The organism is Aurantiacibacter spongiae, assembly GCF_003815535.1.
GTDB lineage: Bacteria > Pseudomonadota > Alphaproteobacteria > Sphingomonadales > Sphingomonadaceae > Alteraurantiacibacter > Alteraurantiacibacter spongiae.
Window position 1 is genome coordinate 1345453 of sequence record NZ_RPFZ01000001.1, and the last position, 25851, is coordinate 1371303.

Annotated in this window: 24 protein-coding genes and 1 tRNA gene; 8 read left to right on the plus strand and 17 right to left on the minus strand. The window is 64.6% G+C overall.

What is annotated here, in order from left to right:
- Positions 1–852 carry a pantoate--beta-alanine ligase gene (gene panC / locus EG799_RS06515; protein ID WP_123879611.1) on the minus strand — a complete coding sequence of 284 codons (852 nt, stop codon included), beginning with the start codon at positions 850–852 and terminating at the stop codon, positions 1–3.
- A 48-nt stretch (positions 853–900) separates the two neighbouring features.
- Between panC and EG799_RS06520 the strand changes: the two genes are divergently transcribed.
- The 3 genes from EG799_RS06520 to pgmG are packed head-to-tail and all read left to right on the plus strand — an operon-like array spanning position 901 to position 3524.
- Complete coding sequence (locus EG799_RS06520) at positions 901–1764, plus strand: division plane positioning ATPase MipZ (protein ID WP_325051106.1); 864 nt, start codon at positions 901–903, stop codon at positions 1762–1764.
- A gap of 7 nt (positions 1765–1771) precedes the next feature.
- Entirely contained in the window at positions 1772–2056 is a 285-nt protein-coding gene (locus tag EG799_RS06525; RefSeq protein WP_123879615.1) for a J domain-containing protein, read from the plus strand.
- A gap of 37 nt (positions 2057–2093) precedes the next feature.
- Positions 2094–3524, plus strand: coding sequence for a phosphoglucomutase/phosphomannomutase PgmG (gene pgmG, locus EG799_RS06530; RefSeq protein WP_123879617.1), 1431 nt, complete (start codon positions 2094–2096; stop codon positions 3522–3524).
- 79 nt (positions 3525–3603) lie between these two features.
- On the opposite strand, the gene EG799_RS14110 is transcribed toward pgmG, so the two are convergent.
- Entirely contained in the window at positions 3604–4437 is an 834-nt protein-coding gene (locus tag EG799_RS14110) for a BON domain-containing protein (protein ID WP_199798273.1), read from the minus strand.
- A 256-nt stretch (positions 4438–4693) separates the two neighbouring features.
- Between EG799_RS14110 and EG799_RS06540 the strand changes: the two genes are divergently transcribed.
- On the plus strand, positions 4694–7195 hold the full coding sequence (locus EG799_RS06540; RefSeq protein WP_123879619.1) for a ligase-associated DNA damage response DEXH box helicase: 2502 nt from the start codon (positions 4694–4696) through the stop codon (positions 7193–7195).
- 124 nt (positions 7196–7319) lie between these two features.
- Here EG799_RS06540 and EG799_RS06545 read toward each other — a convergent pair whose 3' ends face one another.
- The 4 genes from EG799_RS06545 to EG799_RS06560 form a co-directional block, all read right to left on the minus strand.
- Entirely contained in the window at positions 7320–7757 is a 438-nt protein-coding gene (locus EG799_RS06545; RefSeq protein WP_123879621.1) for an ExbD/TolR family protein, read from the minus strand.
- 36 nt (positions 7758–7793) lie between these two features.
- Positions 7794–8333 (minus strand): ExbD/TolR family protein, encoded by a 540-nt coding sequence (locus tag EG799_RS06550; protein WP_123879623.1) that lies wholly within the window; start codon positions 8331–8333, stop codon positions 7794–7796.
- A gap of 87 nt (positions 8334–8420) precedes the next feature.
- Complete coding sequence (locus tag EG799_RS06555) at positions 8421–9281, minus strand: MotA/TolQ/ExbB proton channel family protein (RefSeq protein WP_123879625.1); 861 nt, start codon at positions 9279–9281, stop codon at positions 8421–8423.
- Between the two features lie 42 nt (positions 9282–9323).
- Positions 9324–10025 carry an energy transducer TonB gene (locus EG799_RS06560; RefSeq protein WP_123879627.1) on the minus strand — a complete coding sequence of 234 codons (702 nt, stop codon included), beginning with the start codon at positions 10023–10025 and terminating at the stop codon, positions 9324–9326.
- A gap of 354 nt (positions 10026–10379) precedes the next feature.
- Here EG799_RS06560 and EG799_RS06565 point away from each other — a divergent pair, with 354 nt between their 5' ends.
- Both EG799_RS06565 and EG799_RS06570 read left to right on the plus strand, forming a co-directional pair.
- Complete coding sequence (locus tag EG799_RS06565; protein ID WP_123879629.1) at positions 10380–11279, plus strand: hypothetical protein; 900 nt, start codon at positions 10380–10382, stop codon at positions 11277–11279.
- Between the two features lie 91 nt (positions 11280–11370).
- Positions 11371–12681 carry a homoserine dehydrogenase gene (locus tag EG799_RS06570; RefSeq protein ID WP_123879631.1) on the plus strand — a complete coding sequence of 437 codons (1311 nt, stop codon included), beginning with the start codon at positions 11371–11373 and terminating at the stop codon, positions 12679–12681.
- On the opposite strand, the gene EG799_RS06575 is transcribed toward EG799_RS06570, so the two are convergent.
- The gene (locus EG799_RS06575) at positions 12678–13193 is read right to left on the minus strand and encodes a hypothetical protein (protein WP_123879633.1); all 516 of its coding nucleotides are present in this window, start codon (positions 13191–13193) and stop codon (positions 12678–12680) included. The two genes, EG799_RS06570 and EG799_RS06575, sit on opposite strands and share 4 nt — an antisense overlap.
- A 56-nt stretch (positions 13194–13249) precedes the next feature.
- On the opposite strand from EG799_RS06575, the gene glpX reads away from it, so the two are divergent.
- Entirely contained in the window at positions 13250–14251 is a 1002-nt protein-coding gene (glpX, locus tag EG799_RS06580; protein WP_123879635.1) for a class II fructose-bisphosphatase, read from the plus strand.
- 189 nt (positions 14252–14440) lie between these two features.
- On the opposite strand, the gene EG799_RS06585 is transcribed toward glpX, so the two are convergent.
- The 9 genes from EG799_RS06585 to pepN form a co-directional block, all read right to left on the minus strand.
- Positions 14441–14514 (minus strand) — tRNA-Gly (locus EG799_RS06585).
- Between the two features lie 72 nt (positions 14515–14586).
- Positions 14587–15249 (minus strand): OmpA family protein, encoded by a 663-nt coding sequence (locus EG799_RS06590; RefSeq protein ID WP_158611031.1) that lies wholly within the window; start codon positions 15247–15249, stop codon positions 14587–14589.
- A gap of 17 nt (positions 15250–15266) precedes the next feature.
- On the minus strand, positions 15267–17129 hold the full coding sequence (locus EG799_RS06595) for a cation:proton antiporter (protein WP_123879639.1): 1863 nt from the start codon (positions 17127–17129) through the stop codon (positions 15267–15269).
- A gap of 76 nt (positions 17130–17205) precedes the next feature.
- On the minus strand, positions 17206–17742 hold the full coding sequence (locus EG799_RS06600) for an adenine phosphoribosyltransferase (protein ID WP_123879641.1): 537 nt from the start codon (positions 17740–17742) through the stop codon (positions 17206–17208).
- 4 nt (positions 17743–17746) lie between these two features.
- Positions 17747–18616 carry a cytochrome c1 gene (locus EG799_RS06605; RefSeq protein WP_123879643.1) on the minus strand — a complete coding sequence of 290 codons (870 nt, stop codon included), beginning with the start codon at positions 18614–18616 and terminating at the stop codon, positions 17747–17749.
- 28 nt (positions 18617–18644) lie between these two features.
- Positions 18645–19937: a cytochrome b gene (locus tag EG799_RS06610; protein ID WP_123879645.1), complete on the minus strand. Its 1293-nt coding sequence runs from the start codon at positions 19935–19937 to the stop codon at positions 18645–18647.
- A 17-nt stretch (positions 19938–19954) separates the two neighbouring features.
- Complete coding sequence (gene petA, locus EG799_RS06615) at positions 19955–20536, minus strand: ubiquinol-cytochrome c reductase iron-sulfur subunit (RefSeq protein WP_123879647.1); 582 nt, start codon at positions 20534–20536, stop codon at positions 19955–19957.
- 202 nt (positions 20537–20738) lie between these two features.
- Complete coding sequence (pgeF, locus tag EG799_RS06620) at positions 20739–21443, minus strand: peptidoglycan editing factor PgeF (RefSeq protein WP_234029057.1); 705 nt, start codon at positions 21441–21443, stop codon at positions 20739–20741.
- Entirely contained in the window at positions 21436–24087 is a 2652-nt protein-coding gene (gene pepN, locus EG799_RS06625) for an aminopeptidase N (protein WP_123879649.1), read from the minus strand. Before pepN ends, pgeF begins: the two co-directional genes overlap by 8 nt.
- Positions 24088–24138: 51 nt before the next feature.
- Between pepN and EG799_RS06630 the strand changes: the two genes are divergently transcribed.
- Positions 24139–24921, plus strand: a complete 783-nt coding sequence (locus EG799_RS06630) for a Rossmann-fold NAD(P)-binding domain-containing protein (protein WP_123879651.1) — start codon at positions 24139–24141, stop codon at positions 24919–24921.
- Here EG799_RS06630 and EG799_RS06635 read toward each other — a convergent pair.
- Positions 24918–25850 (minus strand): DMT family transporter, encoded by a 933-nt coding sequence (locus EG799_RS06635; RefSeq protein WP_234029058.1) that lies wholly within the window; start codon positions 25848–25850, stop codon positions 24918–24920. The genes EG799_RS06630 and EG799_RS06635 overlap by 4 nt on opposite strands.
- Between the last annotated feature and the right edge of the window lies 1 nt (position 25851).

A 25851-nucleotide genomic window follows, 5' to 3' on the forward strand; every position in this document is an offset into this window, starting at 1 on the left:
TCACCCGCCGACAGCCATGTTGTCGATGAGGCGCGTTCCCCCGATCCGCGCGGCAACGAACAGGCGGGCCTTGTCGCTCGGCCCGGTCAACGATGCGAGGCTGTCGCCATCGCGTAATTCGGCGTAATCAACGCGCTCGAATCCGGCACCGAGCAGCTGGTCCTCCAGCATGGCCAGTGTGGGCCGCACTTCCTGGCCATCGCGAATACGCGCTATCGCTTCGGTCATCGCGCGCGGCAGGGTCGCGGCGGCGGCGCGTTGCGGGGGTGAAAGATAGGCGTTGCGGCTCGACATCGCCAGACCGTCAGCTTCGCGCACGGTCGCGACGCCGTGAACGGCGTCGACCCTGGGGAACGTCAGGTCCAGATCGCGCGTCATGCGGCGAATGACGGCAAGCTGCTGCCAGTCCTTCTCGCCGAAGAACGCCATATCCGGGCGAACCTGGTTGAACAGCTTGGATACGACAGTCGCGACGCCGTCGAAATGTCCAGGCCGGTCCGCCCCGCACAGCCCCTCGCTGACCCCTGAAACGGAAACGTTGGTGGCGTAGCCTGGGGGATACATCGTCGCGGCATCGGGCGCCCATAGCAGCGTGACGCCCTCCTCCTTCAGCTTCGCGCTGTCGACCGCAAGCTGCCGGGGATAGGCATCCAGGTCCTCGCCCGCACCAAACTGCCTGGGATTGACGAAGATCGACACCACTACGGAGGCCGAATGGTGTGCTGCTTCGCGCACCAGCGTCAGATGACCTTCGTGTAGCGCACCCATAGTGGGAACCAGCGCGACCGGGCCTGTCCTGCGCAAGTCATCCACAGTTTGCCGCAGGGTGTGGAGGGTGGTGACGGTTTGCATGGGGGCATCCCTTGGGTAGAACCTCGTGTCGGCGGACCTAGCCGCCCGATGCCGCAAGAGAAAGCCCGTCCCATGCCCGATCAGGCACCCCGCCGCCCGCACCGGATCGTCTTCGCCAACGAGAAGGGGGGCACCGGCAAGTCGACCACCGCCGTTCATGTCGCGGTCGCACTCGCCTATCAGGGAGCAAGGGTCGCCGCGCTCGATCTCGATACGCGACAGCGCACCTTCTACCGCTATTGCGAGAACCGCGCCGAAACGCAGGGACGGCGCAAGGTGTCGCTTCCCGGGCCGAGCTTCGACGTCTGTCACGGCGAGACGGTGGAGCAGCTCGAGGAAGAAGCCGCCCGGATCGCGGCGGATGCGGATTTCCTGTTGTTCGACACTCCCGGCCGCGACGATCCTTTCGCCCGTCATGTCGCCGCCAGCGCCGATACGCTGGTAACGCCGATGAATGACAGTTTTGTCGATTTCGATCTCATCGGCCATGTCGATGCGGAGAACTTCAAGGTCCGCCGCCTGAGCTTCTATGCCGAACTCATCTGGGAAGCGCGCATCAAGCGCAGCCGCGCCACGATCGAGGAACAGCGGCGCGAAATGGACTGGGTTGTCGTCAGGAACCGCACCGGCCATACCGATGCGCGCAACCAGCGGCGCATCGACCAGGCTCTCGGCGAGTTGTCGAAGCGGGTCGGCTTTCGCGTCTCGCACGGCCTGTCCGAACGCGTCATCTACCGCGAACTCTTCCCCTCCGGCCTCACCTTGCTCGACAAGGGGCATCTCGGAGAACTCGGCACCAGCCATCTGGTTGCCCGACAGGAAGTGCGCACGCTGGTCGCGAATCTCAACCTGCCGATGCCCGATTCGCTGCCGACCGACCGCGACGCGCTGCCACTGACCGAGGCGGCCTGAGCGCCTCATGGGCAAGATCATCGTACTGATCGCACTGGCGGTAATCGGCTGGCGCATGCTGACCGGGCGCTGGCCGTGGGAAAAACGTCTGTCGCCGCGAGATCGGGCGCTTCTCAGGGCGCGAACGTTGCTCGGTGTGAGCCCGAACGCCGATCGGCAGGAAATAGCCGCAGCTCACAAGCGACTTGTCGCGCTGATCCATCCCGATAAGGGTGGCAGCAGCCATCAGGTACACGAGGCGAACGCCGCGCGCGACCTGCTATACGACGACTTGCCCAGACGGGTCGGCTAGCGCGTGGATCGTGCGGCCACCCGCAGAAGGAGCGGACATGAGCCACACATTCGACCCGACCGTACTGCGCGAATACGACATTCGCGGCATCATCGGCGAAACACTCGGTCCCGACGATGCGCGCGCCATAGGCCGTGGCTTCGGCACGCTCATGCGCCGCGCGCTGGACGAAGAGAAGCGTCAGCCGATGGTCGCGGTCGGATATGACGGACGCGTCAGCTCGCCGGTGCTGGAGCACGCGCTGGTGGAAGGGCTGACCTCCTCCGGTTGCGACGTTCGCGCCATTGGCATGGGGCCTACTCCCATGCTGTATTTTGCCGAAGCGTCAGCCGAAGAGGTGGATGGCGGCATTCAGATAACTGGCAGCCACAATCCCGCCAATTACAATGGCTTCAAGTTGGTATTTCGCGGGCGCCCCTTCTTCGGGGACGACATCCAGACGCTCGGGCGGATGGCTGCGGAAGGGGACTGGGTCGACGGGTCCGGGACTGTCGAGAAAGTCGACATTCTCGAACAGTATGTGGAGCGTCTGCTGGTCGCACTCGACGGGATAGCGGAGGACAGGCTTACCGATATGCGCGTCGGCTGGGATGCCGGAAACGGCGCCGCCGGCCCTGCTCTCGAGGCACTCGCCAAGCGATTGCCGGGAGAGCATCATCTGCTGTTTACCGAGGTCGACGGAAACTTTCCCAATCATCATCCTGATCCCACTGTCGAGGCCAATCTCGAGGATCTGCGCGCGCTTGTCGCGGCGAAGTCGCTCGACTTCGGAGTGGCTTTCGACGGAGACGGCGACCGGATCGGGGCCGTCGACGGCGAAGGCCGGGTCATCTGGGGGGATCAGTTACTGATGATCTACGCCGAAGACCTCTTGGGAAGACTACCTAACGCCACCGTCATCGCCGATGTGAAGGCGAGCCGCGCCCTGTTCGATACCGTGGCCGAGCATGGCGGCAAGCCGCTGATGTGGAAGACCGGCCATTCGCTGATTAAATCCAAAATGAAGGAAACTGGTTCGCCGCTGGCCGGCGAGATGTCGGGCCACGTCTTCTTCGCCGACGCGTATTACGGCTATGACGATGCGCTTTACGCCGGCGTCCGCCTGATCGCGGCCGCGGCGCGGCTGGGCAGGTCGGTCACGCAGTTGCGCGGCGACATGCCAGACATGATCAACACCCCGGAAATGCGCTTTCAGGTGGACGAAAGTCGGAAATTTGCTGCGATCGACGAAATTCGCAAAAGGATGAGTGGATCAGACGTGCCTGGCGATGTTCAGGTCGATGCGACCGACGGCGTGCGCGTGACGACGCCTGACGGGTGGTGGCTATTGCGTGCCTCGAACACTCAGGACGTGCTCGTGGCGCGGGCCGAGAGCGAGAGCGAGGAAGGTCTCGGCCGCTTGATGCAGCAGATCGACGAACAACTGGCCAAGTCCGGTCTTGAGCGTGGGGATCAGGCCTCCCACTGACCTGAAAAGGGGCTCGCCGAGGCGAGCCCCTTCCGGCCGGACGATCCCGCGGGTTCGGAAACAATCCGGTTTCTCGTTATCAGGCGAGCGATCCCTTGGTGCTGTCCGTATCACGGTCTTCGGCGTGTTCCTTCAGCCGCAAATTGTTCTGGACATGGCCGACGCCGGACAGATCATGCACGCAGTCTTCCGCGCGCCGCTTCTGCATCCTGTTGTCGACGGTGCCATCGAGGGTCACCTCGCCGCCCTCGACCGTGACGGTGATGTTGCGCGCGTCGACGCGTCGATCTTCTGTCAGACGATCGCAGCAGTCTTCGAGGATACGTTCGTCCGAGCGGGTGTAGTTCGACGGGCCCCGTCCGCGATGGTCCATTTCCCGCCGCCGTTCGGCGTCTTCGTCCCCGAACCAGCTCGCGACCTCGTCGCCTGCCTTCTCGAAAAAGCCGCGATCACTGCGCCGGTCGCTGGCGTAATTTCCATACCCGGTCGAGCCGCCGGCAAATCCGCCACCGCGGTTCTCGCCATAGGCCGGGCCGGATTCGGCTACGCCGCCATACTCGTCACCGCGGAAGCTGTTATGCGTTGCCCGGTTCTGGGGGCGGGGCTGCATGGAGCGGTTGCTGGCGCGGTCATAATCGTCGAGCGGATCGTATTCGGACTGCCGACCGCCGCGATAGTCGTAATCGCCCCGATAGGATGTTCCGCCTTCTAGCCGGCGTTGCCCGAATGTCGATTCCCGTCTGCGAGACGAGTCGCGATCGTCGCGAGTGAAACGCCCCTCGTCGAACTGCCTTTCGCGTGAGGACTGGAATTGTTCCGACTGCTGCGGGCGGTCGTCGTAATCGTCATAGCTGCCATAATCGCCGCGGTCTCGGCGGCGGTCGGCTCGATCGGTATCGTACTGGTCTGCCATTTGGTGATCTCCTCTCCTGCCGGGTGGAATGGGTTGTGAAGCGTGGCAGGTAACGACTTCTTCTCGCACCGGACGGGTGGCGCGTCGTATATGGAAAACGCTTGGCACCACGGCGCGGTTTCGGGCCTCAGCGCGGGAAAACACCGATCTGGCGCATCCAAACCTTTGTTAGAAAACATTATTCGGAGGGCGGCATGGCGCATTGCGAGGTCGGGCGAGAATCTGGCGATCCGCCTTCAAAGGAACCGCCATTCTCATGGTTCGCTGTTGCAAGGTGATTGCACCGCCGAACATTCCCCCGGAGATCGCGGACTGGTTCGCGTCGCGCGGCTGGCGTGTTCGTCGCCACCAGGCGGAGATGCTGGCGGCGTCCGACGCCGGAAAGCATGCCATGCTTGTCGCCGATACCGGAGCGGGCAAGACGCTGGCCGGTTTCCTGCCGACACTTGCCGCATTTTGCCCGTCGCGACTTGCGGGCAAGAAGGCGCCGCAGGGTCTGCATACGCTCTACGTCTCGCCGCTGAAGGCGCTTGCGCACGACGTTCAGCGCAATCTCGTCGTCCCGGTCGAGGAGATGGGTCTCGACCTGCGGATCGAGACACGCAGCGGCGATACCCCCTCCGACCGCAAGCGTCGCCAGCGCAGTCGGCCGCCCAACGTGCTGCTGACCACGCCCGAAAGCCTGTCGCTGCTGCTGAGCTTCCCGGACAGTCTCGATCTCTTCGCCGGATTGCGGCGGGTGGTGGTCGACGAGATCCACGCCTTCGCCACCCAGAAGCGCGGCGATCTGCTGGCACTCACCCTCGCGCGCCTTCAGGCGATAGCGCCCGACATGCAGCGGGCCGCCCTGTCGGCAACGGTGGCCGACCCTGAGGCCTTTCGCGCCTGGATCGCACCGTGGGGCGATCTGGATGTGGTTGAGGTGATCACTGGTGAAGAAGCCGCGGAACCGGAGGTCGAAATCCTTCTGCCGATCGAGGAGCGTGTGCCCTGGGGCGGTCATGCCGCGACCTGGTCCATCCCGCAACTCTACGAACGCATCCGCGACAATCGAACCACGCTGGTTTTCACCAATACCCGCTTCCTTGCCGAATACATCTTCCAGCACCTGTGGGACGCCAACGAGGACAATCTGCCGATTGGCATCCACCACGGTTCGCTCTCGAAGGAAGCGCGGCGCAAGGTGGAAGGGGCAATGGCGCGGGGAGAGCTACGTGCGCTGGTGGCCACCGCCAGTCTCGATCTTGGCGTGGACTGGGGGGATATCGACCTGGTAGTGCAGATGGGCGCGCCCAAGGGGTCGAGCCGGCTCCTGCAGCGCATCGGTCGCGCGAACCACAGGCTAGACCAGCCGAGCCGCGCTTTGCTGGTGCCGGGCAACCGGTTCGAGTTCCTCGAAGCGACAGCGGCGATGGAGGCGGTCGAGGAAGGCAAGCGCGACGGCGAGGATTTCCGTCCCGGCGGGCTGGATGTGCTGGCCCAGCACGTGATATGCTGCGCCTGCGCCGCGCCGTTCGAAGAAGCCGCTCTGCTGAACGAGGTTCGCTCCTGCCTGCCTTATGCCTGGGTCGACGAGGCGACGTGGCAACGGGTGCTGCAATTCGTGGCAACCGGTGGGTACGCCTTGCGCGCCTACGACAAGTTCAAGCGCATTACGCGTGACAATGACGGCGCGGGCGGGGGCACATGGCGCCTGACGCATCCCGAACAGGCGCAGCGCCACAGGATGAATGCCGGAATCATTCTCGACGCCGAAATGCTCGACGTGCGCTTTCGCAACGGTCGCTCGCTCGGACGGGTGGAGGAACGGTTCGCGGCGTCCCTTCGTACGGGAGACACATTCCAGTTCGCCGGGGTGAACGTGGAAGTCGAATCGCTGAAAGACATGGAGCTGATCGTGCGCGCCAGTTCCAAGGCGGCGATGATCCCTTCCTACGGCGGGCTGCGGCTGCCGCTGACCACTCACCTTGCCGACAGGGTGCGGGCCATGCTCGTCGACCGGACCGGCTGGGCGCGGTTTCCCGATGACGTGCGCGAGTGGCTGGAGGTGCAGGACTGGCGCAGCGAACTGCCAGGACCGGACAATCTGCTGGTGGAAAGCTTCCCTCACGGCGGGCGGGAATACACGGTCTATTACACTTTCGTCGGCTGGAACGCGAACCAGTCGCTCGGCATGCTGATCACCAAGCGGATGGAGGACATGGGGCTCCTGCCGGGCGGCTTCGTTGCCAACGACTACTCGCTGGCCGTCTGGGGCCTGAAGCCGGTGAACGATCCGCGCCCCCTGCTTTCGCCCGACATCCTGACCGACGAATTCATCGACTGGGTGCAGGATTCGCACCTGCTGCGGCGTGCCTTCCGCGAGGTTGCGGTTATCGGCGGGCTGGTCGAGCGACAGCATCCCGGCCGGCGCAAGAGCGGCAAGCAGGTCACCTTCAGCACCGATCTCATCTACGATGTGCTGCGCAAGTATGAACCCGATCATGTGCTGATCGAGGCAGCGTGGGCGGATGCGCGGGCGCGGATGACCGATATCGGGCGGTTGGGCGACCTTCTCGACAGCGCGGCGGAGCGGATGACCCATGTCGTGCTCGACCGGGTCAGTCCGCTGGCGGTCCCCGTGATGGTGATGATCGGGCGCGAGAGCGTGCCCCAGGGGGCACAGGACGACGAATTGCTGCTGGAGGCAGAAAGCCTCGCCAGCGCTGCCATGCGCGGAGACGATCTTCCCGATCTCGCCACGATCGCCGGGGAATAGCGATATCGCGCCTATCGGGGTTCAGGGCCGCAGCGCGGAACTGGCCGACCGGCGCGCGTCGGCGGCCGAACACGAAAAGGGCGGCCCGCAGCCGCCCTTCCCTTTTTCCCGATGGACGAAGCGCCTACTCGCCGGTGCCGAACTGACGATACTGGTCGTTGCCGACGAAGCCGAAGCGCGTGACGCCTGACGCCTTGATGATGTTGAGCACCTTGGCCGACAGGTCGTAGCTGGCATTCGCTTCCGGTTCGAACTGCAATTCGGGCTCGACCGCGAAGGTCAGCGATTGCTGCAGGTTGGCCACCAGACCACCCTGGCTGATCGGCTCCCCGTTCCACAGGATCTCGTCATTGGGCGTGAGCACGATCTTGTTGGTGATCGGATCGACCTCGGGCTGGTTCTCGTTCTGGCTGGGAACCGGCAGGTCGATGTTCACCGCGTGGGTGGCGACCGGGATGGTGATGATGAACATGATGAGCAGCACGAGCAGGACGTCGATGAGCGGCGTCATGTTCATGTCCATCATCGGGGCGCCGTCGTCTGAGCCGCCTGACATTGCCATGGTTGTTACTCCTGATACGTAATCGTTGCGGCGCGATCAGCTGTTGGGATCGACCGGATTGGAAATGAAACCGATGGTCGGATAGCCGGCCGCCTGCACGTTGAAGATCGTGCCCGCGACGCAGCGCCACGGCACGTTGACGTCGCCGCGGATATGCACCTGCGGGATCTGCTCCGGATCCGCCATGATCGCTTCCGCCCCGCCGGCGCGCTGCACGATGGCATCGAGCCGCGCGAAGGCCTGGTCGTAGAGTTCCGTCGAATCGACCAGCGTCGTGTTGTTGAGGAACACCCGGCATTCGCCATCGCGCGTGGGCCCGGTATAGTCCGTGCGCAAGGTGCTGGGGGTCCGGCCCTGCGCGTCGGTGGTCATCACCGTGATGAGCAGGTTTTCCACCTTGTCGTCCGATTCGGTGGATTCGAAGATCGGGATTTCCAGTTGCTCGACCGTCTGGATGGCCACGGGAACCGCGATCAGGAAGATGATCAGCAGAACCAGCATGACGTCCACCAGCGGGGTGGTGTTGATGTCGGACATCGGCGTTTCGCCGCCGTCTCCTCCCATCTGAATGGCCATAAGTCTCGTCCTATCTCGCGTATGGCTTAATCATGTGGCGGGTGCCCGCATGCGACGGCACCCGCCATAATCGTACGGCCCGTCGCCTCAGCTCTTGCGTGGCGGCGTGGTCGTGGTGGTGGTGGTGGTCGAACCCGCCGGACGCGCGGTGGTGGTGCCGCCCGTCGTGGTCGAGGTGGTCTTGGCAGTGGCCGGAGCGGACTTCGCCGCCGCACCCGAGGTCTGGGTGGAATTCGAGGTCATCAGCGACGGCTTCACCGTGCCGTTCGAAGTGATGTTCGCCTGGAGATCGGTGCTGAAGCCCGACAGCATCGAGGCGATGCGACGGTTGCGCGACTGCAGGTAGTTGTAGGCGAACACGGCGGGCACCGCGACCAGCAGGCCGATGGCGGTCATGATGAGCGCCTCGCCCACCGGCCCGGCAACCTTGTCGATCGAGGCCGATCCCTGGATACCGATATTGATGAGCGCGCGGTAGATACCGATCACCGTGCCCAACAGGCCGACGAACGGCGCGGTCGCGCCGACGGTGGCGAGGAAGGGCAGGCCGCTGGCGAGCTTCGCGTTGATCGAGGCTTCCGAACGCGCGAGCGTCCCGTGCAGCCAGTCGTGCGATTCGAGGTTGTCGCTCATCTTGTCGGATTCGTTGCCGGCACGAATGCCGTCATCGACGAGCTGCCGCCAGGCGCTGTTCTTGTCGAACTTGGTCGCGCCTTCCTTCAGCGATCCGGCCTTCCAGAACGCGGCGCGGTTGGAACGGTATTCCTTCATCACCTTGTTCTGTTCGATATATTTGGTGATCAGGATGTAGAACGATCCGACGGACATGATGACGAGCACGGCAAGAATCGCCCAGGTGACGGGGCCACCCTCGACGATGGCCGGCACGAAGCCGAATTCGGTGGCGGGGGCTGCGTCGCCGGCCGCTGCAAGAATGTCGATAAGCATGCGAGTAGTCCTCTTTGAATGAAACCGGAGGCTTGTGGGAGTTTACCTCGGGATGCGGTAAACGATAGATTGGGTAGTGGTCGACGAAATCGGATTGCCGGCATCGTTGAGCGCGGGCTCGTATCGAGCGTATCGCTCCATGCCGCGGCAGGCCGCGCTGTCCAGTTCGCTGGAACCGGACCCACCCGTCACGCTGCAACTTTGCACCCGACCGTTGGTACCGATGGTGATCCGCATCCGAACGGTACCCTCTTCCTCGCGGCGCAACGCGCGCTGGGGGTAATCGTTCTGGATCTGGGCAGCCCAGCGACCCTGATTGTCCGGCCGCGCGGGACGAGCCTGCGACGGCGGCGGCGGCGGCGGCGGGGGCGGCGGAGCCGGCGGCGGCACGATGCGCGCGGGCGGGGCCGGCGGCGGCACGATCCGGACCGGCGGGGCCGGCGGCGGAATGTTCGGCTGCGTCCGGATCTGCGGTGGCTGCGGCGCGATGTTCACCGGCGGCGGAGGCGCGACCGGCGGCGGAGGAGCCACGGGCTCGTCCGGCGGCGGGGGCGGCGGCTCTTCCTCAGGCTCTGGGGGCGGCGGTTCCTCGATATCCACGGTGGTGACGCGTTCCACCGCTTCCTTCACCGCCGAAATGGCGAGTCCGGAAATCAGCAGGTAGCCGATACCGACGTGGATCAGGGCAACGATAATGATCGCGACGATGCGATTACCGCTTAATTCTTGGTCAGCGTAAGCCATCCAGTCCCTTCACTCCATTCTTCGTGTGCCAGGTTGCCCTGGCATTTGCGACCGATCGGACAGGCATCCTGACAGCCGCAGCGAAATGTTGTCCAGCCCCAATTCCGTTCTGTCATAAATGAGCGGGGCGCGAAAACGTGCCACACTCGCAACAGCGGGTTATTTTCTGTCCGTCGGGACCGGATCGGCCGGCTCTTAACCATTGGGCAGGGATCGGGCAATCGCTTTATCTGTCGGGGCGTTTCCCGGTCCGGCAACGAAATCGGTGCGAAAAATCGGTGTACCGCCGCGTTTGATGGTCGTTCAGGACACCGAAACGCCGTCCGCGCATTGTCGCAGGCAGGAGGTCCGTTCATGTGCTCAGATCGTTTTTACCCGCTATTGCGTCGTCCGGCGCGGCTGGCGCTCGCCGGCGTCTGCGCCGGCCTGCTTGCCGCCTGCGCCACCCTGCCCGGCGGCGGCCGCGGGGACGACCTCGTTGCCGAACTGCCCGCCGGCGAAGCGCCGACCTATGTCGATCTCGTCGAGATGGCGATGGCGGCCGACACCGTCGCCATCGTCACGGTCGAGGATCAGATCGCCTTTCCGACGGAACGCGCGCCCGACGTTCCTTCGGACCGCGTACGCCTGTACATCGAAGCACTGACCCGGAACCTTCTCGTCAGCCCCCGTGCCCTGGGCGAAACATTGACCTTCGTCGTCGACCGGGATCGCGACGCGGATGGAGACCCGCCCTCGCTCGAACGCCGACCGTTCGTCGTGTTCGGCGATCTTTCCACGCGGTCTCCGGACGCCCTGCAATTGCTGTCCTCGCGCGCCATGATACCGGCCGGACCGACGATCGAGAACCGCGTGCGCGCGGTGCTCACCCAGCTCGCCTCGGGCGACGTGCCGCCCGCCATTACGGGCGTCCGCGACGTCATCTCGGTGCCGGGCAATCTCGCGGGCGAATCGGAAACGCAGATGTTCGTGGAAACCGAAACCGGCGCGCCAGTGTCCCTGTCGGTCATCCGTCGGCCGGGGATGGACCCTGAGTGGGGTGTCTCGCTCGGTGAAATCGTCGACCAGTCCGCGACCGCACCCGAACCGGGAACGCTGACGTGGTACAGGTTCGCCTGTTCGCTGCCGCGGGAACTGCCGGCCGACGCCTTTCTCCAGACCGACCGGTCGCGCCAGGCTCAGGCGCGCGAGGATTACGCCTACGTTCTCGCCGATCTCGGCCCGTGCGAACGGCGTTTCACCGATCCGGGCTGACAGGTTTCGGCGACAAGGCACTGGCCATGCCCGGCAAGGACCATTACCCGCCTATCCCGCTTTTGATCGAACCAACGGGAGAAAACGGGGCATGGCCGCAAATCTGCGTATCGCGCTGGCCGGGCTGGGAACGGTTGGCACCGGAGTGATCCGGTTGCTGGCGGATAACGGCGCGCTGATCGCATCGCGTGCCGGGCGCGGGATCGATATCGTCGCCGTTTCCGCGCGCGACCGCCAACGCGATCGCGGGATCGATCTGGCACCCTACGCCTGGGAAGACGACATGACTGCGCTGGCCGCGCGCGACGATGTGGACGTGGTGGTGGAACTTGTCGGCGGGTCCGACGGTCCGGCCCTCGCACTCGCCAGATCGACCCTGGGGGCCGGAAAAAGCCTCGTCACGGCGAACAAGGCGATGATCGCCCATCACGGCCTCGAACTCGCCCGGCTGGCTGAAGATCACGCGGCGCGCCTGCGTTACGAAGCGGCGGTGGCCGGCGGCATTCCGATCGTGAAGGGGCTGGGCGAAGGGGCGGCGGCCAACCGGATCGAACGCATCTACGGCATACTCAACGGAACCTGCAATTACATCCTCTCCGAAATGGAAGACACGGGCCGCGATTTCGCCGAAGTCCTGTCCGAAGCGCAGGCTCTGGGCTATGCGGAAGCCGATCCGACCTTCGACGTCGAAGGGGTGGACGCGGCGCACAAGCTCGCCATTCTGGCCTCACTGGGCTTTGGCACGCGGCTCGATTTCGATGGGGTCGAAATAGACGGGATAAGCCGCATCCGTGCCGCCGATATCGCGCAGGCAGGCGCGCTGGGCTATGTCATCCGTCTTATCGGCCTCGCCGATTGCGAGCTTGCCGGCGGGGGTGGCCGACACCTGTTCCAGCGCGTCGCTCCCTACCTTGTGCCTGTGAGCCATCCGCTTGCCGGCGTCGACGGGCCGACCAATGCCGTGGTCGCGGAAGGCAATTTCGTCGGACGCCTGCTGTTCGAGGGCGCGGGCGCGGGCGATGGACCAACGGCGAGCGCGGTCGTCGCGGACCTGGTCGATATCGCTCGCGGATCGGCCGCGCCCGCTTTCAGCCTGCCGGTCGAAGCGCTGGAAGCCAGCGCGCCGGTCGATCCGGGCCATCGCCGCAATCGCGCCTATCTACGCTTCATGGTTGCCGATCGCCCGGGCGTTCTTGCGGAGATCACCGCGGCCCTGCGCGACGCCGGCGTCTCCATCGAGAGCATGATCCAGCTCGGCCATCCGGACGACGAGGAGAACCCGGTACTCGTCGCCATGGTTACGCATGAGGGGCCGGAAAGCGCGGTGACGAAGGCGCTCGACCTGCTTGCCGGTTCGGCAAGCCTGGCGGAAGAACCCCTGGTAATGCGCCTGCTCGGCTAGTCCTCCGGCGACAGGTCGATTGGCTGGCGCTCGCCCGTGACGCGCGGAACGGAAGGCGCGCCACCTTCCCCCGGTGCCGCGAAAACGCGCGCGGCATCTTCTTCCGAAAGGGGTTCGGGAAACGCTGTCATGTCGATGATTGGCGGATATGGCGGGACGGAGCCGAACCGTATGCAGAACGGTCCGGGGTTCGTCACCCAGCAGGGCGGGTCGGTGAGACCCGGTATTATCCTGCGGTCCGACTTCACGGGCTTGGGAAGCGGCGACATGTACAACTCGGTTTCATCCTTCGGGGCGCAGACGACGATCGTGCCGTCGGCCTGCACCGCATCCGGATCGCACGCATCCGCCGCTGCGCCGGTAATCGGCAGCGGACCGTCTCCGGTAATCGGCGGGTCTGGCAATACCGGGCCGTAAACGGGCGCGTCGTGCTCGCCGAGTTCCTGCGCAAGGCTCGGCCAGGGAACAACCGTGACCGCGATCGGAACGAACGCGAACACCCATCTCGACATACGCGTCCCCCCGACCTAAGCGCATCGGACGGTCGGCACAGGAGCATGAATTACCCATGAATTCCCACAGTAGCGCTGGCGGCGAGGCCACCACCCTCGACCGCGTCCTGGTGATGGAACTGGTCCGCGTAACCGAGGCCGCCGCAGTCGCCGCGTCGAAGCTGATTGGGCGGGGCGACGAGAAAGCCGCCGACGCCGCCGCGGTAGAGGCCATGCGCAGAAGTTTCGACACGCTATCCATCGACGGCACGGTCGTGATCGGCGAAGGCGAACGGGACGAGGCGCCGATGCTCTATATCGGAGAGAAGGTCGGCGGCGCGCCGGGAACCGGCCCCAAGATCGACATTGCGCTCGATCCGCTGGAAGGAACCACCATCACGGCCAAGGCCGGGCCGAACTCGCTGGCCGTGCTGGCCGCGGCGGAGGAAGGCTGCCTGCTCAACGCTCCCGACGTTTACATGGACAAGTTGGCCGTCGGACCGGGCTACCCCGATGGCATCATCGACCTCGCGAAATCGCCGACCGAGAACGTCAGGGCCGTGGCAGGGGCGAAAGGCGTGGAGCCGGGCGACATCATCGTATGCGTGCTCGACCGCCCGCGCCATGCGGACCTCATCGCCGAACTGCGGAGCCTTGGATGCGGGGTCGTGCTGATCGGCGATGGCGACGTGGCGGGCGTGATCGCAACCACCGACCAGGATACGACCATCGACATGTATATGGGCCAGGGCGGAGCGCCGGAGGGTGTGCTGGCGGCCGCCGCGCTTCGCTGCGTCGGTGGCCAGTTCAACGCTCGCCTCGTATTTCGTAACGACGACGAGCGCGCCCGTGCCGCGAAGTGGGGCATCGAGGACCTGGACCGCATCTACCGTCTCGAAGATCTGGCGCGCGGAGACTGCATCTTTGCCGCGACAGGTGTTACCGACGGATCGCTGCTCGAAGGCGTGAAACGCATCCGGCGGCCGAACGGAGAGCGGATCATGACGACCGAAAGCGTGGTGATGCGCGCATCGAGCGGGACAGTGCGCTGGGTCAAGGGAGAGCACCGGATCGCGTAGGTCCGCACGTTCCGCACAAATTGCCATCCGTTGCGGATGCTGGTCGATCCCAAATCTCGCTGCTCGAAAGACCAGATAGGTACCATAGCAATCCCGGACGGGCTGAGGCGTTGTCAATAGACCCCCGAATCGCCTGGCTTAACCCAACACGCTGAGGGCAAACTGCGGACAGACCCACGTGGAACGAAATGGAGCGGGTAGCGGGAATCGAACCCGCATAACCAGCTTGGAAGGCTGGGGCTTTACCACTAAGCTATACCCGCCCGCTCGCTTCGTGCCGATTGCCACCGGCACAGGCCCGCCGTCAAGCGGACATCGCGTTTTCCGCTTCCATCTCAGTCGTTCGTTCGGGCGAGCGGGCGAGAACGGGGCTCTCCTGCCTTACCCCCGGTTTTTGCCTTGCCTTCGTCCGTGCCGCCCGTGCCGCTCGATGTGGGCGGGGCGATACGGATGACGACGCGGCGATTCGTGCGGCGTCCTTCCTCGTTAGGCGAGCCATCAGGAAGTGCGTTCGGCGCGACGGGGTTCTGCTCGCCGAATGCGATCACCTCGATCCTGTCGTCGTCCACTCCGCGTTCGACCAGCCAGGCGGCCACCGCCTCGGCCCGGGCGCGCGAAGCGCGCAGATTGGCCTGATCATTGCCTGACGAATCGGTATGGCCCGACAGCACGATCGGCCAGTCAGCCTCATCCATTGCGTCCGATTCCATTGCGCTGGCGAGCTGTCGCTCCGCTGATTCGTTGATATCCGTTCCTTCGGGCATGGGAATCGTGACGTCGAAGGGTTGCGAAGGCAATTTCATCGGTTCGGGCGGGGCGATGTCGTCGCGAATGATCGAATTGGTCGGCGCCGTTGCGGGCGTCGCGGAGGACGCGGCGACCGGACCGGCCTTCCCATCGGCAGAATTCCCGTCATCTTCCCGGCGCAGGTCGCAAGCGCCGAGCGCCAGGGCGGAAAGGGCGATCAGGGTGGCGGCGGCGGGTTTGCGGATTCGCATGTCGTGTCCTGTGCTGGTCATGCCGGTTGCGGTTTCGAGCCGCCCCTGGGCGATTTCTTCCGGGCAGCTTTGGCAGCCTGGTCTTCGGCAGTCTTGGTGCGGGGCGGGGAGAAGGAGACGATCGTGTCTCCCGGTTCGGGCGTGGGCGCCGCTGCATGGGTGAAGAAGGCGAGATCGCCGTCGGGCTTGAGCAGCAGGAGCATGTTGGCCGATTCGGGCAGGTTGTCACGCGCGTCTTCCAGACCGTACTGCTCCGACAGTTTGGTGCGGCGGAATACCCAGCCTTCGAGCTGCCGCTGCTGCACATCGTCGACGCTTAATCCCGACTTGAACAACGCCCTGCCGCGCAACGTGCTGGGCAGCTTGCGCGGATCATCGTCATCGGCGGCATCGCCCAGCTGATAGACGCGGTCCGTACCGATCTCCGGGGCGAATTCGGAGCATACGAGGGTGTTGTATGCCTCGTTGTCGGTAGCCGCGACGAGGTTCTGGAACGGTGTCAGGTCGAGATTGTGTTCGGTGGCTTCGTTGAGGATTTCGCCGTGGTAGGTCGGGATGCCGGCGGCCCGCGCAGGCTTCAGACGGGTCCAGCTCGAATCAACGAGCATGACCGGCGTTTCCAGTTCGTGCATCTGCCTGGCGAGCGCTACCGTCCAGGGCGTGGCGCCGGCGATCAGCAGCCCGGGTCGTTCGGCCCCCTTCACCTTCAGCAGCCGGGCGACGATATCGATGGTGAAACCATGCGCCACGATGGTAGCGACCACCACTGCGAAACTCAGGCCGATCAGGATCGAGCCGTCGTCGTAACCCAGATCCGACAGGCGCAGCGCGAACAGGCCGCAGATCGCCACGAGGACGATCCCTCGCGGGGCGATCCAGGCAAGCAGCAAGCGCTCGTTCCACGGCACCTTGCTGAACAACAGGCTCAGCAGGATCGTGGCGGGTCGCACCACGAACAGCAATGTCAGCAGAAACGCGCCCGAGCGCCAGTCGAAGAAGCGCATGTCCTCGAACTCCAGACTGGCGGACAGCAGGATGAAGATCCCCGAGACCAGCAGCACGGCGATGTTCTGCTTGAACGGGTGGATCGAGCGCAGGCTGGAAACATGCATGTTGGCAAGTGCGATGCCCATGACCGTGACGGCGACGAGACCGGCTTCATGCTCGATCTTGTTGCACAGCACGAACGTTCCTACCACCGCGACCAGCAGGACCGGAACCTTGAGGAATTCCGGCACGAGACCGCGCGGGAAGGCGAAGGCGATCACCCAGGCGGCGGCGTAGCCGAACAGGCCGGAGAGACCCGCGGCAATAGCGATTTCGGGCACCACCTCGAACGCCGTTCCGCCATCGACCGTAGCGCGAAAATACTCGTAGGCGATGACGGCGCACAGCGCGCCGAGCGGATCGTTGACGATGGCTTCCCAGCGCAGCAGCGCGGCGGGCCGTTGCTGGACCGCGCTCTGTCTCAACAATGGAATGACCACGGTCGGCCCGGTGACCACCAGAATGCCGGCGAACAAGATGGCGACCGGCCAGACGAGGCCGGCGACGTAATAACCGGCCAGCGATCCGAAAAACCAGCCCAGCGGCACCCCGAACAGCACCAGGCGCCATACGCCCTCCCCATACTTGCGCAGTTCGCGGAAATCGAGGCTGAGGCCACCCTCGAACAGGATGAGCGCGACGCCGATCGAGATCATCGGTTCGAGTATTTCGCCGAATGCGGCCTTGGGGTTCATGATGCCGAGCACCGGCCCGGCGAGGAAGCCCGCGGCCAGCATCAGCACGATGGCCGGCCAACCCGTGCGCCAAGCGATCCACTGCGCGCCGATGCCGAGCACGCCCACCAGGGCGATGACGAGGGCTTGCTGTTCCATCTATCTCCCCGGTTGAAGCGCGATTGCTTCGAGACGCTGGGACATTGCCTGTGGCCGGTAGCCTATCCCATACGGATCAATGCCCACCATAAGCGACGAGCGCGCGCGTGGCGACCCCCGCCTTTTCAAGGGCTTTCGAACCGCCGATATCGGGTAGGTCGACGACGAACACCGCGTCGGCTACCCGGGCGCCGGCGCGGCGCAGGAGATGTGTCGCGGCCAGCGCCGTACCGCCCGTGGCGAGCAGGTCGTCGACGATCAGCACTTCGGCGTTCTTCACGACGACCGACGGATCGACCTCCAGCCGCGCGACGCCGTATTCGAGTTTGTAATCCTCACCCAGCGTCTCGACGGGCAGCTTGCCCGCCTTGCGCATTGGGATGAATCCGACCCCAAGGCTGAGCGCAAGGGCGGCGCCGAAGATGAATCCGCGTGCTTCGATCCCGGCGACGGAGGCGACGGGCAGATCACGTGTCAGGCCGACCAGCCCATCGACCGCGCCCGCCAGCCCGCCGGCATCGGCCAGCAGGGTCGTGACGTCGCGAAACTGGATTCCTGGCGCTGGAAAGTCCGGGACGGTGCGGATGAGCGCCTTGAGCTCCTCCGCCCCCACGCCGTCAATCCTTGCGCGGCTTGACCGGGGCCCAGACCTGCTTCTTCGCGAACCAGGCAAGAAGCGTGGCCAGCAGCAGGAAGCCGAGAACCGGCCAGCCCGTCTGCTTGCGCTTGATGAGCATGGGTTCAGCCGTCCAGGTGAGGAAGGCGGACACGTCGGTCGCCATCTGATCGATCGAGGCATCCATGCCGTCGTCGTAGGTAACCTGGCCCGCGCTCGTCAGGGGCGGCGGCATGCCGATGGCGAGAGCCGGGAAATACGGGTTGAAGTAGGTGCCGGGCGGCACCTCGTAATCCGGGAACTCCTCGGTCAGGCTCTCCCCGTTGGACAGGGCGAAGGTCGCCGGGTCGCGATAGCCGGTAAGCAGCGAATGGACGTAATGCGTGCCCTCCTCGCGCGCCTTGGTAATCAGCGAGAGGTCGGGCGGAGCCTTGCCGCCATTGGCCGCCTTGGCGGCAACGTCGTTGGGATAGGGCGATGGGAAGTAGTCGGTCGGTTCACCCGGCCGGGAAACGTTCTCGCCGGTGTCCGGATCAATACCGGGAACCTGCCAGCTGGCTGCCTCAGCCTTGATCTGCGCCTCAGAATAGCCGAGCCCGGCGAGATTGCGGAAGGCGACCAGGTTGAGCGAGTGGCAGGCCGAGCAGACTTCCTTGTACACCTTGTAGCCGCGCTGAAGCTGCGCGATGTCCCAGTGTCCGACCGGTCCTTCGAAGGCGTAGCTCACGTCCTCCTTCGGCGCGAGATGGAAGACATGGTCGGCGGTTTCCGCGGCATCGTCCGTCGCCGCGGTGTACGCACCGGTCACGAAGGCGAGCAGCACCACGAGGGTGAAGCCCAGGCCGACAAGGATTCCAACAAGGCGGATCATATTTTCGTCTTTCCCCTGAAGCTCGCGATCAGACCGCGGGCTCGGCGTTTTCGCCCAGCACGGCCTTCTTGTCCGATCCCAGCACCGCCTCGGTAATCGAGAAGGGCAGGGGTTCGGGCCGTTCGATCGAGGAGACCAGCGGCAGGATCACGAGGAAGTGCAGGAAGTAGTAGGCGGTCGCGATCTGGCTCAGCATCACGAACGGTTCCTGCGCCGGCGCGCCGCCGCAGTAGAACAGTACCGCCATGCACGGGATCAGACCGAACCAGAAGAACTTGCGGAACAGCGGGCGGTAATGGCCGCTGCGGACCGGACCGCGATCGAGCCAGGGCAGGAAGAACCAGCACAGGATCGCACTGAACATCGCGAGCACGCCCCACAGCTTCGCCGGCAGAATGAAGTCGAAGGTAAAGGCTCGCAGGATCGCGTAGAACGGCCAGAAATACCATTCGGGCACGATGTGCGCAGGCGTGGAGAGCGGGTTGGCCGGAATGTAGTTGTCCGGGTGGCCGAGCTGGTTCGGAATGAAGAACACGAAGGCCATGTAGATGAGCAGGAAGATGCCGAGCCCGAAGCCGTCCTTGGCCGTGTAATAGGGATGGAACGGCACGGTATCGCTCTCGCTCTTCACCTCTACGCCGGTGGGATTGCTCGAACCGGGAATGTGCAGCGCCCAGATATGCATGATAACGGCGCCCGCGATCACGAAAGGCAGCAGGAAGTGAAGCGAGAAGAAGCGGTTGAGCGCGGCGTTGTCGGGCGCGTAACCGCCCAGCAGCCAGACCTGCAACGGCTCGCCCACCAGGGGAATCGCACCGAACAGGCCGGTGATGACCTTCGCGCCCCAGAAGCTCATCTGGCCCCAGGGAAGCACATAACCCATGAAGGCGGTGGCCATCATCAGCAGGAAGATCACCACGCCGATCAGCCATATCATCTCGCGCGGGGGCTTGTAGCTGGCGTAGAAGAAGCCGCGGAAGATGTGAATGTAGATGACGACGAAGAAGAAGCTGGCGCCGTTGGCATGCGCATACCGCATCAGCCAGCCCCAGTTGACGTCGCGCATGATGTGCTCGACCGATTCGAAGGCGACCAGCGCATTGGGTGCGTAGTGCATCGCAAGGATGACGCCGGTGACGATCTGGAGCATCAGGCAGAAGCCCGCCAGAACGCCGAAATTCCAGAAATAGGACAGGTTGCGCGGCACCGGGTAGCCCGCACCCACTGCATTGTAGACCAGACGCGGCAACGGCAGCTTCTCGTCGAGGAAGCGCGTCAGGCCGGTTTGGGGGGTATATTCTCGGGCCCAGGGAAAGCTCATCGCAGGTCTCTCTTGCCTCAGCCGATCACGATCGTCGTGTCGGTCGAAAATTCATAGGGCGGCACTTCGAGGTTGAGCGGCGCCGGTCCTTTCCGGATGCGCGCGGCGGTATCGTAGCTCGAACCGTGGCAGGGGCAGAAATAGCCGTCGAATTCGCCCTTGGGCTCCCCCTCGGCGGCGCCCAGCGGCACGCAGCCCAAGTGGGTGCAAACCCCCATGACGACGAGGATGTTCTCGTGCCCTTCGAGCGTGCGCTCCTGCAAGGTGGCCGGATCGCGCAACGAGCTGACGTTGACCGCGTTCGCCTCGTCGATCTCGCGCTGCGTGAGATGGCGCACGAAGACCGGCTGCTTGCGGAACACCGCCTTGATCGACTGGCCCGCCTCGAGCGTGGAAATATCGAGTTCGGTCGTGCTTTCGGCCAGCACGTCCGCAGACGGTGCCATCTGGCTGATCAGCGGCAGCAGCGTCAGCAGACCGCCAACGCCCGCGGCGGAAACCGCGGCGATATTGATGAAGTCGCGGCGACGCACGCCGTCGTTCTCGGGACCATCGACGGTTGCGTCGTGCCCTTCAGCATTGCCGGTGGTGGTAGCCATACCCTTGCCTTGCCCATCGCTTCATGGGGAAGAAGGCCGCGACCCGGCCCGCCATGAATGCGTGAAAATCCGTTCAAGCCGCACGACGAACCGTTCCCGGGCGGCGGCTTGGCGCGGCTGATAGCCGAGCGAACCCGCCATGCCAACCGCCTTTTGGCGGTAATATGGCAGTCCGCCCGCCAGCACTCGTTCGGAGCGGCGGTCAGCCGGGCAGGGCGATCAGCGAAAACTGGCGTCCGCTGGTCGGGTTTCCGCTATGCGTGGCACGGCGATAGGAGTGATACCGCCCGGGATTGGCATAGGTGTCGACGCCAAGCTCGTCAGCAGTTCGCACGCCCGCTTCGGACAGGCGGAAGGCGACGAACCCGGGAAGGTCGAACTTGTAGTGACCGGTGCGTCCAGTGGCAAAGAAGCGGGCGGGGTCCGTGTCGAGCCGATCCTCGATATCTTTCCGGAAGCCTGCGTCCACCTCGTAATTCTCCTGCCGGATGGTCGGACCGATCGCCGCGGCGATGCGATAGCGCTCCGCCCCCAGTCCTTCCATCGCGTCGATTGTCGATTCGAGGACGCCCCCGACGGCCCCGCGCCAGCCGGCATGGGCAGCCCCGACAACGCCCGCCCTGCGATCGGCGAGCAGTACCGGGGCGCAGTCGGCGGTCACGATACCCAGCGCCAGGCCGGGCCTATCCGTCACGAGAGCATCGGCTTCGGGGCGGTCGGATTCGCCGGCAAAGGGTGCGCGCACGATGCAAGCCCGGGCGGAGTGGACCTGCCGAACGAGAACCAGGCGCGATCCCGCTGCAATCTCGCCTGGATCAGGTTCGCCCTCGCGGCCGACGCCGGGAAGAAACGCATGGGGAACGCCTTCCAGGACCGCCGAGCGGATTGCGCCTCCCAAGTCAGCCAAGCGACCGGATCACCTGTTCGGAGGTGTCGCGCGAAAGGGTCGCCGACGCCAGCCGCTCGAGCTGTCCGCGCATAAGGGCGGAGCGCTCCGTTTCTATCCGTCGCCAGCGTCCGAGCGGCGTGACGAATCGCGCCGCGGTCTGCGGGTTGATGCGGTCGAGTTCGAGAATGAGATCGGCGATCATCCGGTATCCCTCGCCGCTCGCCGCATGGAAGGCATGGGGATTGTAGGCAAAGGTCATCATGAGCGAGCGCACGCGGTTCGGATTGGCGAGCGTGAAGTCGCTGTGCTCGCGCAGCGCCTTCACGTGCTCGAGAACGGATGGGTGCTGGGAGCCAGCCTGAAGCGCGAACCACTTGTCGATGACCAGCGCATTGCCCGCGTAGCGGTTGTAGAAATCGAGCAAGGCATCGGTCCGCTCCACCCCGGGCAGGCCCGCGAGAACCATCAACGCGCTTTGCCGGTCGGTCATGTTGTCGGCGCGGCCGTACTGGTGCGCGGCGAGGTCGGCAGCCTTGGCAGGATCACTCGCCGCGGCAAGAACAAGCACCTGGGCCTTGACCTTGCGCGCCCCGCGTGCCGCGGGATCGAGCGAATAGGGCACTTGCTCGCACCGCTCGTAGAGGGCGTGCAGATCCGTCTTCAGGCGGCGGCCCAGGTCGGCCTTCAGGCCCTCCTTCTCGTCGTGAATGCGACCGGGATCGGCGATTAGCATCGTTTCGGCGAGGTAGGTCTCGCTCGGCAGAACAAGCAGTTCCCCCCGCATCAGGTCGTCGAGCGTGTCATCGATGATGACCGCGCGAATGGCTTGTGCGATGGCCCCGCGAGTCCGGTCTCGCCCGCTTTCGGACAAACTGCCCTCGATGGCGGCTTTCAGGTGGTTGACGACCAGATCCTGCAGCGCCTCGTAGCGAGCGAACGAATCGTCGTCGTTCGCTGCCAGAAAGACGAGGTCGTCCTGCGATATGTCGCGCTCGATGGTGACGGGCGCGGAAAAGCCGCGATTGATGGAAAGAACAGGGAGCCGGGCAAATCCGTCGAAGGAAAGCGTCTTTTGCGCCTCGTCGAGAATGACCAGTCGCTCCCCGTCATGGGTAGCGCTGTCGCGATCGAACAGCGCGATCTTCAGCGGGATCGGCATGGGGTGCTTGTCAGGTTGGCCCGGGGTAGGCGGAACCGTCTGAACGAGGTGCAGCCTTGCGGTGCTCCCCTCGTGCTCCAGCCGGACGCTGACCTTCGGAGTGCCTGCCTGGGAATACCACAAGCGGAACTGTTCGAGATCCAGCCCGGCTCCATCCTCGATGGCGCGCACGAAATCCTCGCAGGTGGCCGCTTCGCCGTCGTGCCGATCGAAATAGAGGTCCGTCCCTTCGCGAAACCGTTCTTCCCCGCTCATCGTCCGCATCATGCGGATGACTTCGGCCCCCTTGTTGTAAACCGTTGCGGTATAGAAATTGCTGATCTCGCGGAAGGAATCGGGCCTGATGGGATGCGCCAGCGGGCCCGAGTCCTCGGGGAACTGAGCGGCGCGCAGAACCCGGACATCCTCGATCCGCTTGACCGCCTCGGATTGCATGTCCTGACTGAACAACTGGTCGCGAAGAACCGTGAACCCCTCTTTCAGGGAAAGCTGGAACCAGTCGCGGCAGGTTACGCGGTTGCCGGACCAGTTGTGGAAGTATTCATGCGCGATCACGCCCTCCACGGCATCGTAATCGCCGTCGGTCGCGGTTTCGGTGTCGGCCAGCACGTATTTCGTATTGAAGACGTTCAGACCCTTGTTCTCCATCGCGCCCATGTTGAAATCGGAAACGGCGACGATGTTGTAGAGATCGAGGTCGTATTCTCGCCCGAAGGTTTCCTCGTCCCAGCGCATTGCTGCCTTGAGCGATTCCATCGCGTGTTCGGTCCGCTCGAGATCGCCCTCGCGAACCCATACGTTCAGCGCGACCTTGCGTCCGCCCCGGGTGGTGAAGCTGTCGGATCTTGCGACCAGATCGCCCGCGACCAGCGCGAACAGGTAGGATGGCTTGAGCCAGGGATCGTGCCACTCGGCCCAGTGCGTGCCGTCCTGGCCTTCCCCTTCGGATTCCAGGTTGCCGTTGGAAAGCAGGATCGGAAACCGGGCCTTCTGACCGCGCATCCGCACGCGGTAGGTGGAAAGGACGTCGGGCCTGTCGGGGAAGAAGGCGATGCGACGAAATCCCTCGGCCTCGCATTGCGAACACAGTATGCCGTTCGATGCGAACAGGCCCATCAGCTGCGTGTTGGCGGAAGGGTCGAAACTGCTGGCGACCTCCACCTCGTGGGTACTGCCGGAGAGAGGAAGCAGAAGATCGCCCCCCTCCATCCGCCACTCGTTCACCGTTTTCCCGTCGACTTTTACGTAAAGCGGCTCGATCTCGTCGCCATTGAGGCGCAGGACCGGATCGGCTTCGGCATCCGGATTGCGTTCGACCGAAAGCGTAGCGACGACCGTCGTCCTTTCGAGGCTGAGATCGAAGTCGAGCCGGGTCTGCGGAACGCGCCAGGCGAAGGGTCGATAGTCTTCCCGCCTGATCTCGGGCGGCTGATGCGGTTCGCCGGCGGCGTCGGCCATTTCCGGATTGCCGTCGGGAGTTGCAGGAGTGCGGGCGATATCCATTGGCGAGCCTGTTGTCCTTGGCATGGGCGGTAGAATGGCTACAACGCGCCTGTGACACATCTGTTCATCTTCGGACTTGGCTATACGGCGTCTCGGGTCAAGGCCGTCGTCGAAAAAGCCGGCTGGACGGTGAACGCAACCGGGAGCGACGGGGACATCGACTTTGCCGATGGCGATGGAGTGCGGGCCGCGCTGGATGCGGCAACGCATGTCCTGTCTTCCGTTCCCCCCGACCGCGAAAGCGGACTGGACCCGGCGCTGAACACCTACGGGCGCGATTTCGGGCGGGCGTGGTACGGTTATCTCTCATCCACGGGAGTGTACGGCGACACGCGCGGCGCCTGGGTGGACGAGAGCTCTCCTGTCGGTACGGGGCGGCGAACGGCGCGGGCCGAATGTGATGCGCTGTGGCTCCGCCTCGGTGCGCGGGTGTTTCGCCTGCCGGGCATTTACGGGCCGGGACGCAATGCGCTCGACAAGGTGCGCGATGGTTCGGCCCACCGGATCGACCATCCCGGGCAGGTCTTCAGCCGCGTGCATGTGGACGACATCGTGAGCGGAGTGATGGCGGCCTTGACGGGCCCGGCACCACCGGGTGCCTACAATCTGGGCGACGATCTCCCGGCCAGTCACAACGCCGTGACCGAAGAGGCCTGCCGCCTGCTCGGCGTTGCACCGCCGCCTCTGCTGACCCTGGATGAGGCCGGCCTGTCGCCGATGGCGCGCAGCTTCTATGCCGAGAACCGCCGTGTGGCGAACGGCAAGGCCAGGCGGGTGCTGAACTGGCGCCCGCGCCATCCGACCTATCGCGAGGGACTACGCAGCTTGCTTTAGAGGCGCGGTCGGGGTGCTGCGCGCGCGCGCAACGCGATGACCAGGCCGATCAGGGCCAGCGCCGCTCCGGAAATGGTGACAGGGTTCCACCGGTAATCCTCGAACAGGGTGGTGAGCAACATGGCGACGATCACGGTGACGATGCCGTTATAGGCCGCGCGTCCAGCGCCGATCTGCCGCACCAGCGTGTAGTGGAGGGGGAAGGTGACGATACTGCCCGACAGCGCCAGCCAGGCGATCCCCGCCCAGAAGCTCGCCCGGTCCGGGAGGGTGGGAGGTCCGGCGGTAATCCAGGCGAGGGCAATGTCTGCCAGCGTGCCGTAAAACATCGACCAGGCGAGCAGGCTGACCATGGGGAGCGACCGCCCCGTCTCGTTCGCCTGAACGACATTGGCGAGGCTGGCGGCGAGAATTCCGAGGACTGCCCACATGATCCCGATCGAGACGTTTCCGCCGAGGGGCGAGAGGCGCGCTTCGTGGAGCAGCAGTAGCGATATTCCGGCCAGCGCGATCATGGTGCCGATCACGAAATTACGCGTGATGCGCTGGCCAAGCAGCCACCAGCCCAGTGTCGCATTCGACACGATGAGCATGGTGAACATGACCGCCACGATCCCCGACGTAAGGTGAAGTTCGGCCCGGTAGACGAAGTTGAAATTGCCGCAGAACTGCGCGACGCCGATGAACAGGGCGAGCAGTTGCCCTCCGCGCCCGATACGCAAGGGGCGGCGCATGGCCGCGGCCAGCACGAACATGGCGGGCGTCGCCACCAGGAAGCGGATGGCGACCGACCAGCTTGGCGGCATTCCGTCAATCTGATCGGTAATGACCCACCAGGTCGATCCCCAGATGATGCCGGTCAGGACGAAGGGGATGACGATGCGTGGACGAAGCAACGCGTGATCGGATTGCATCGCTGTCACTGCCATG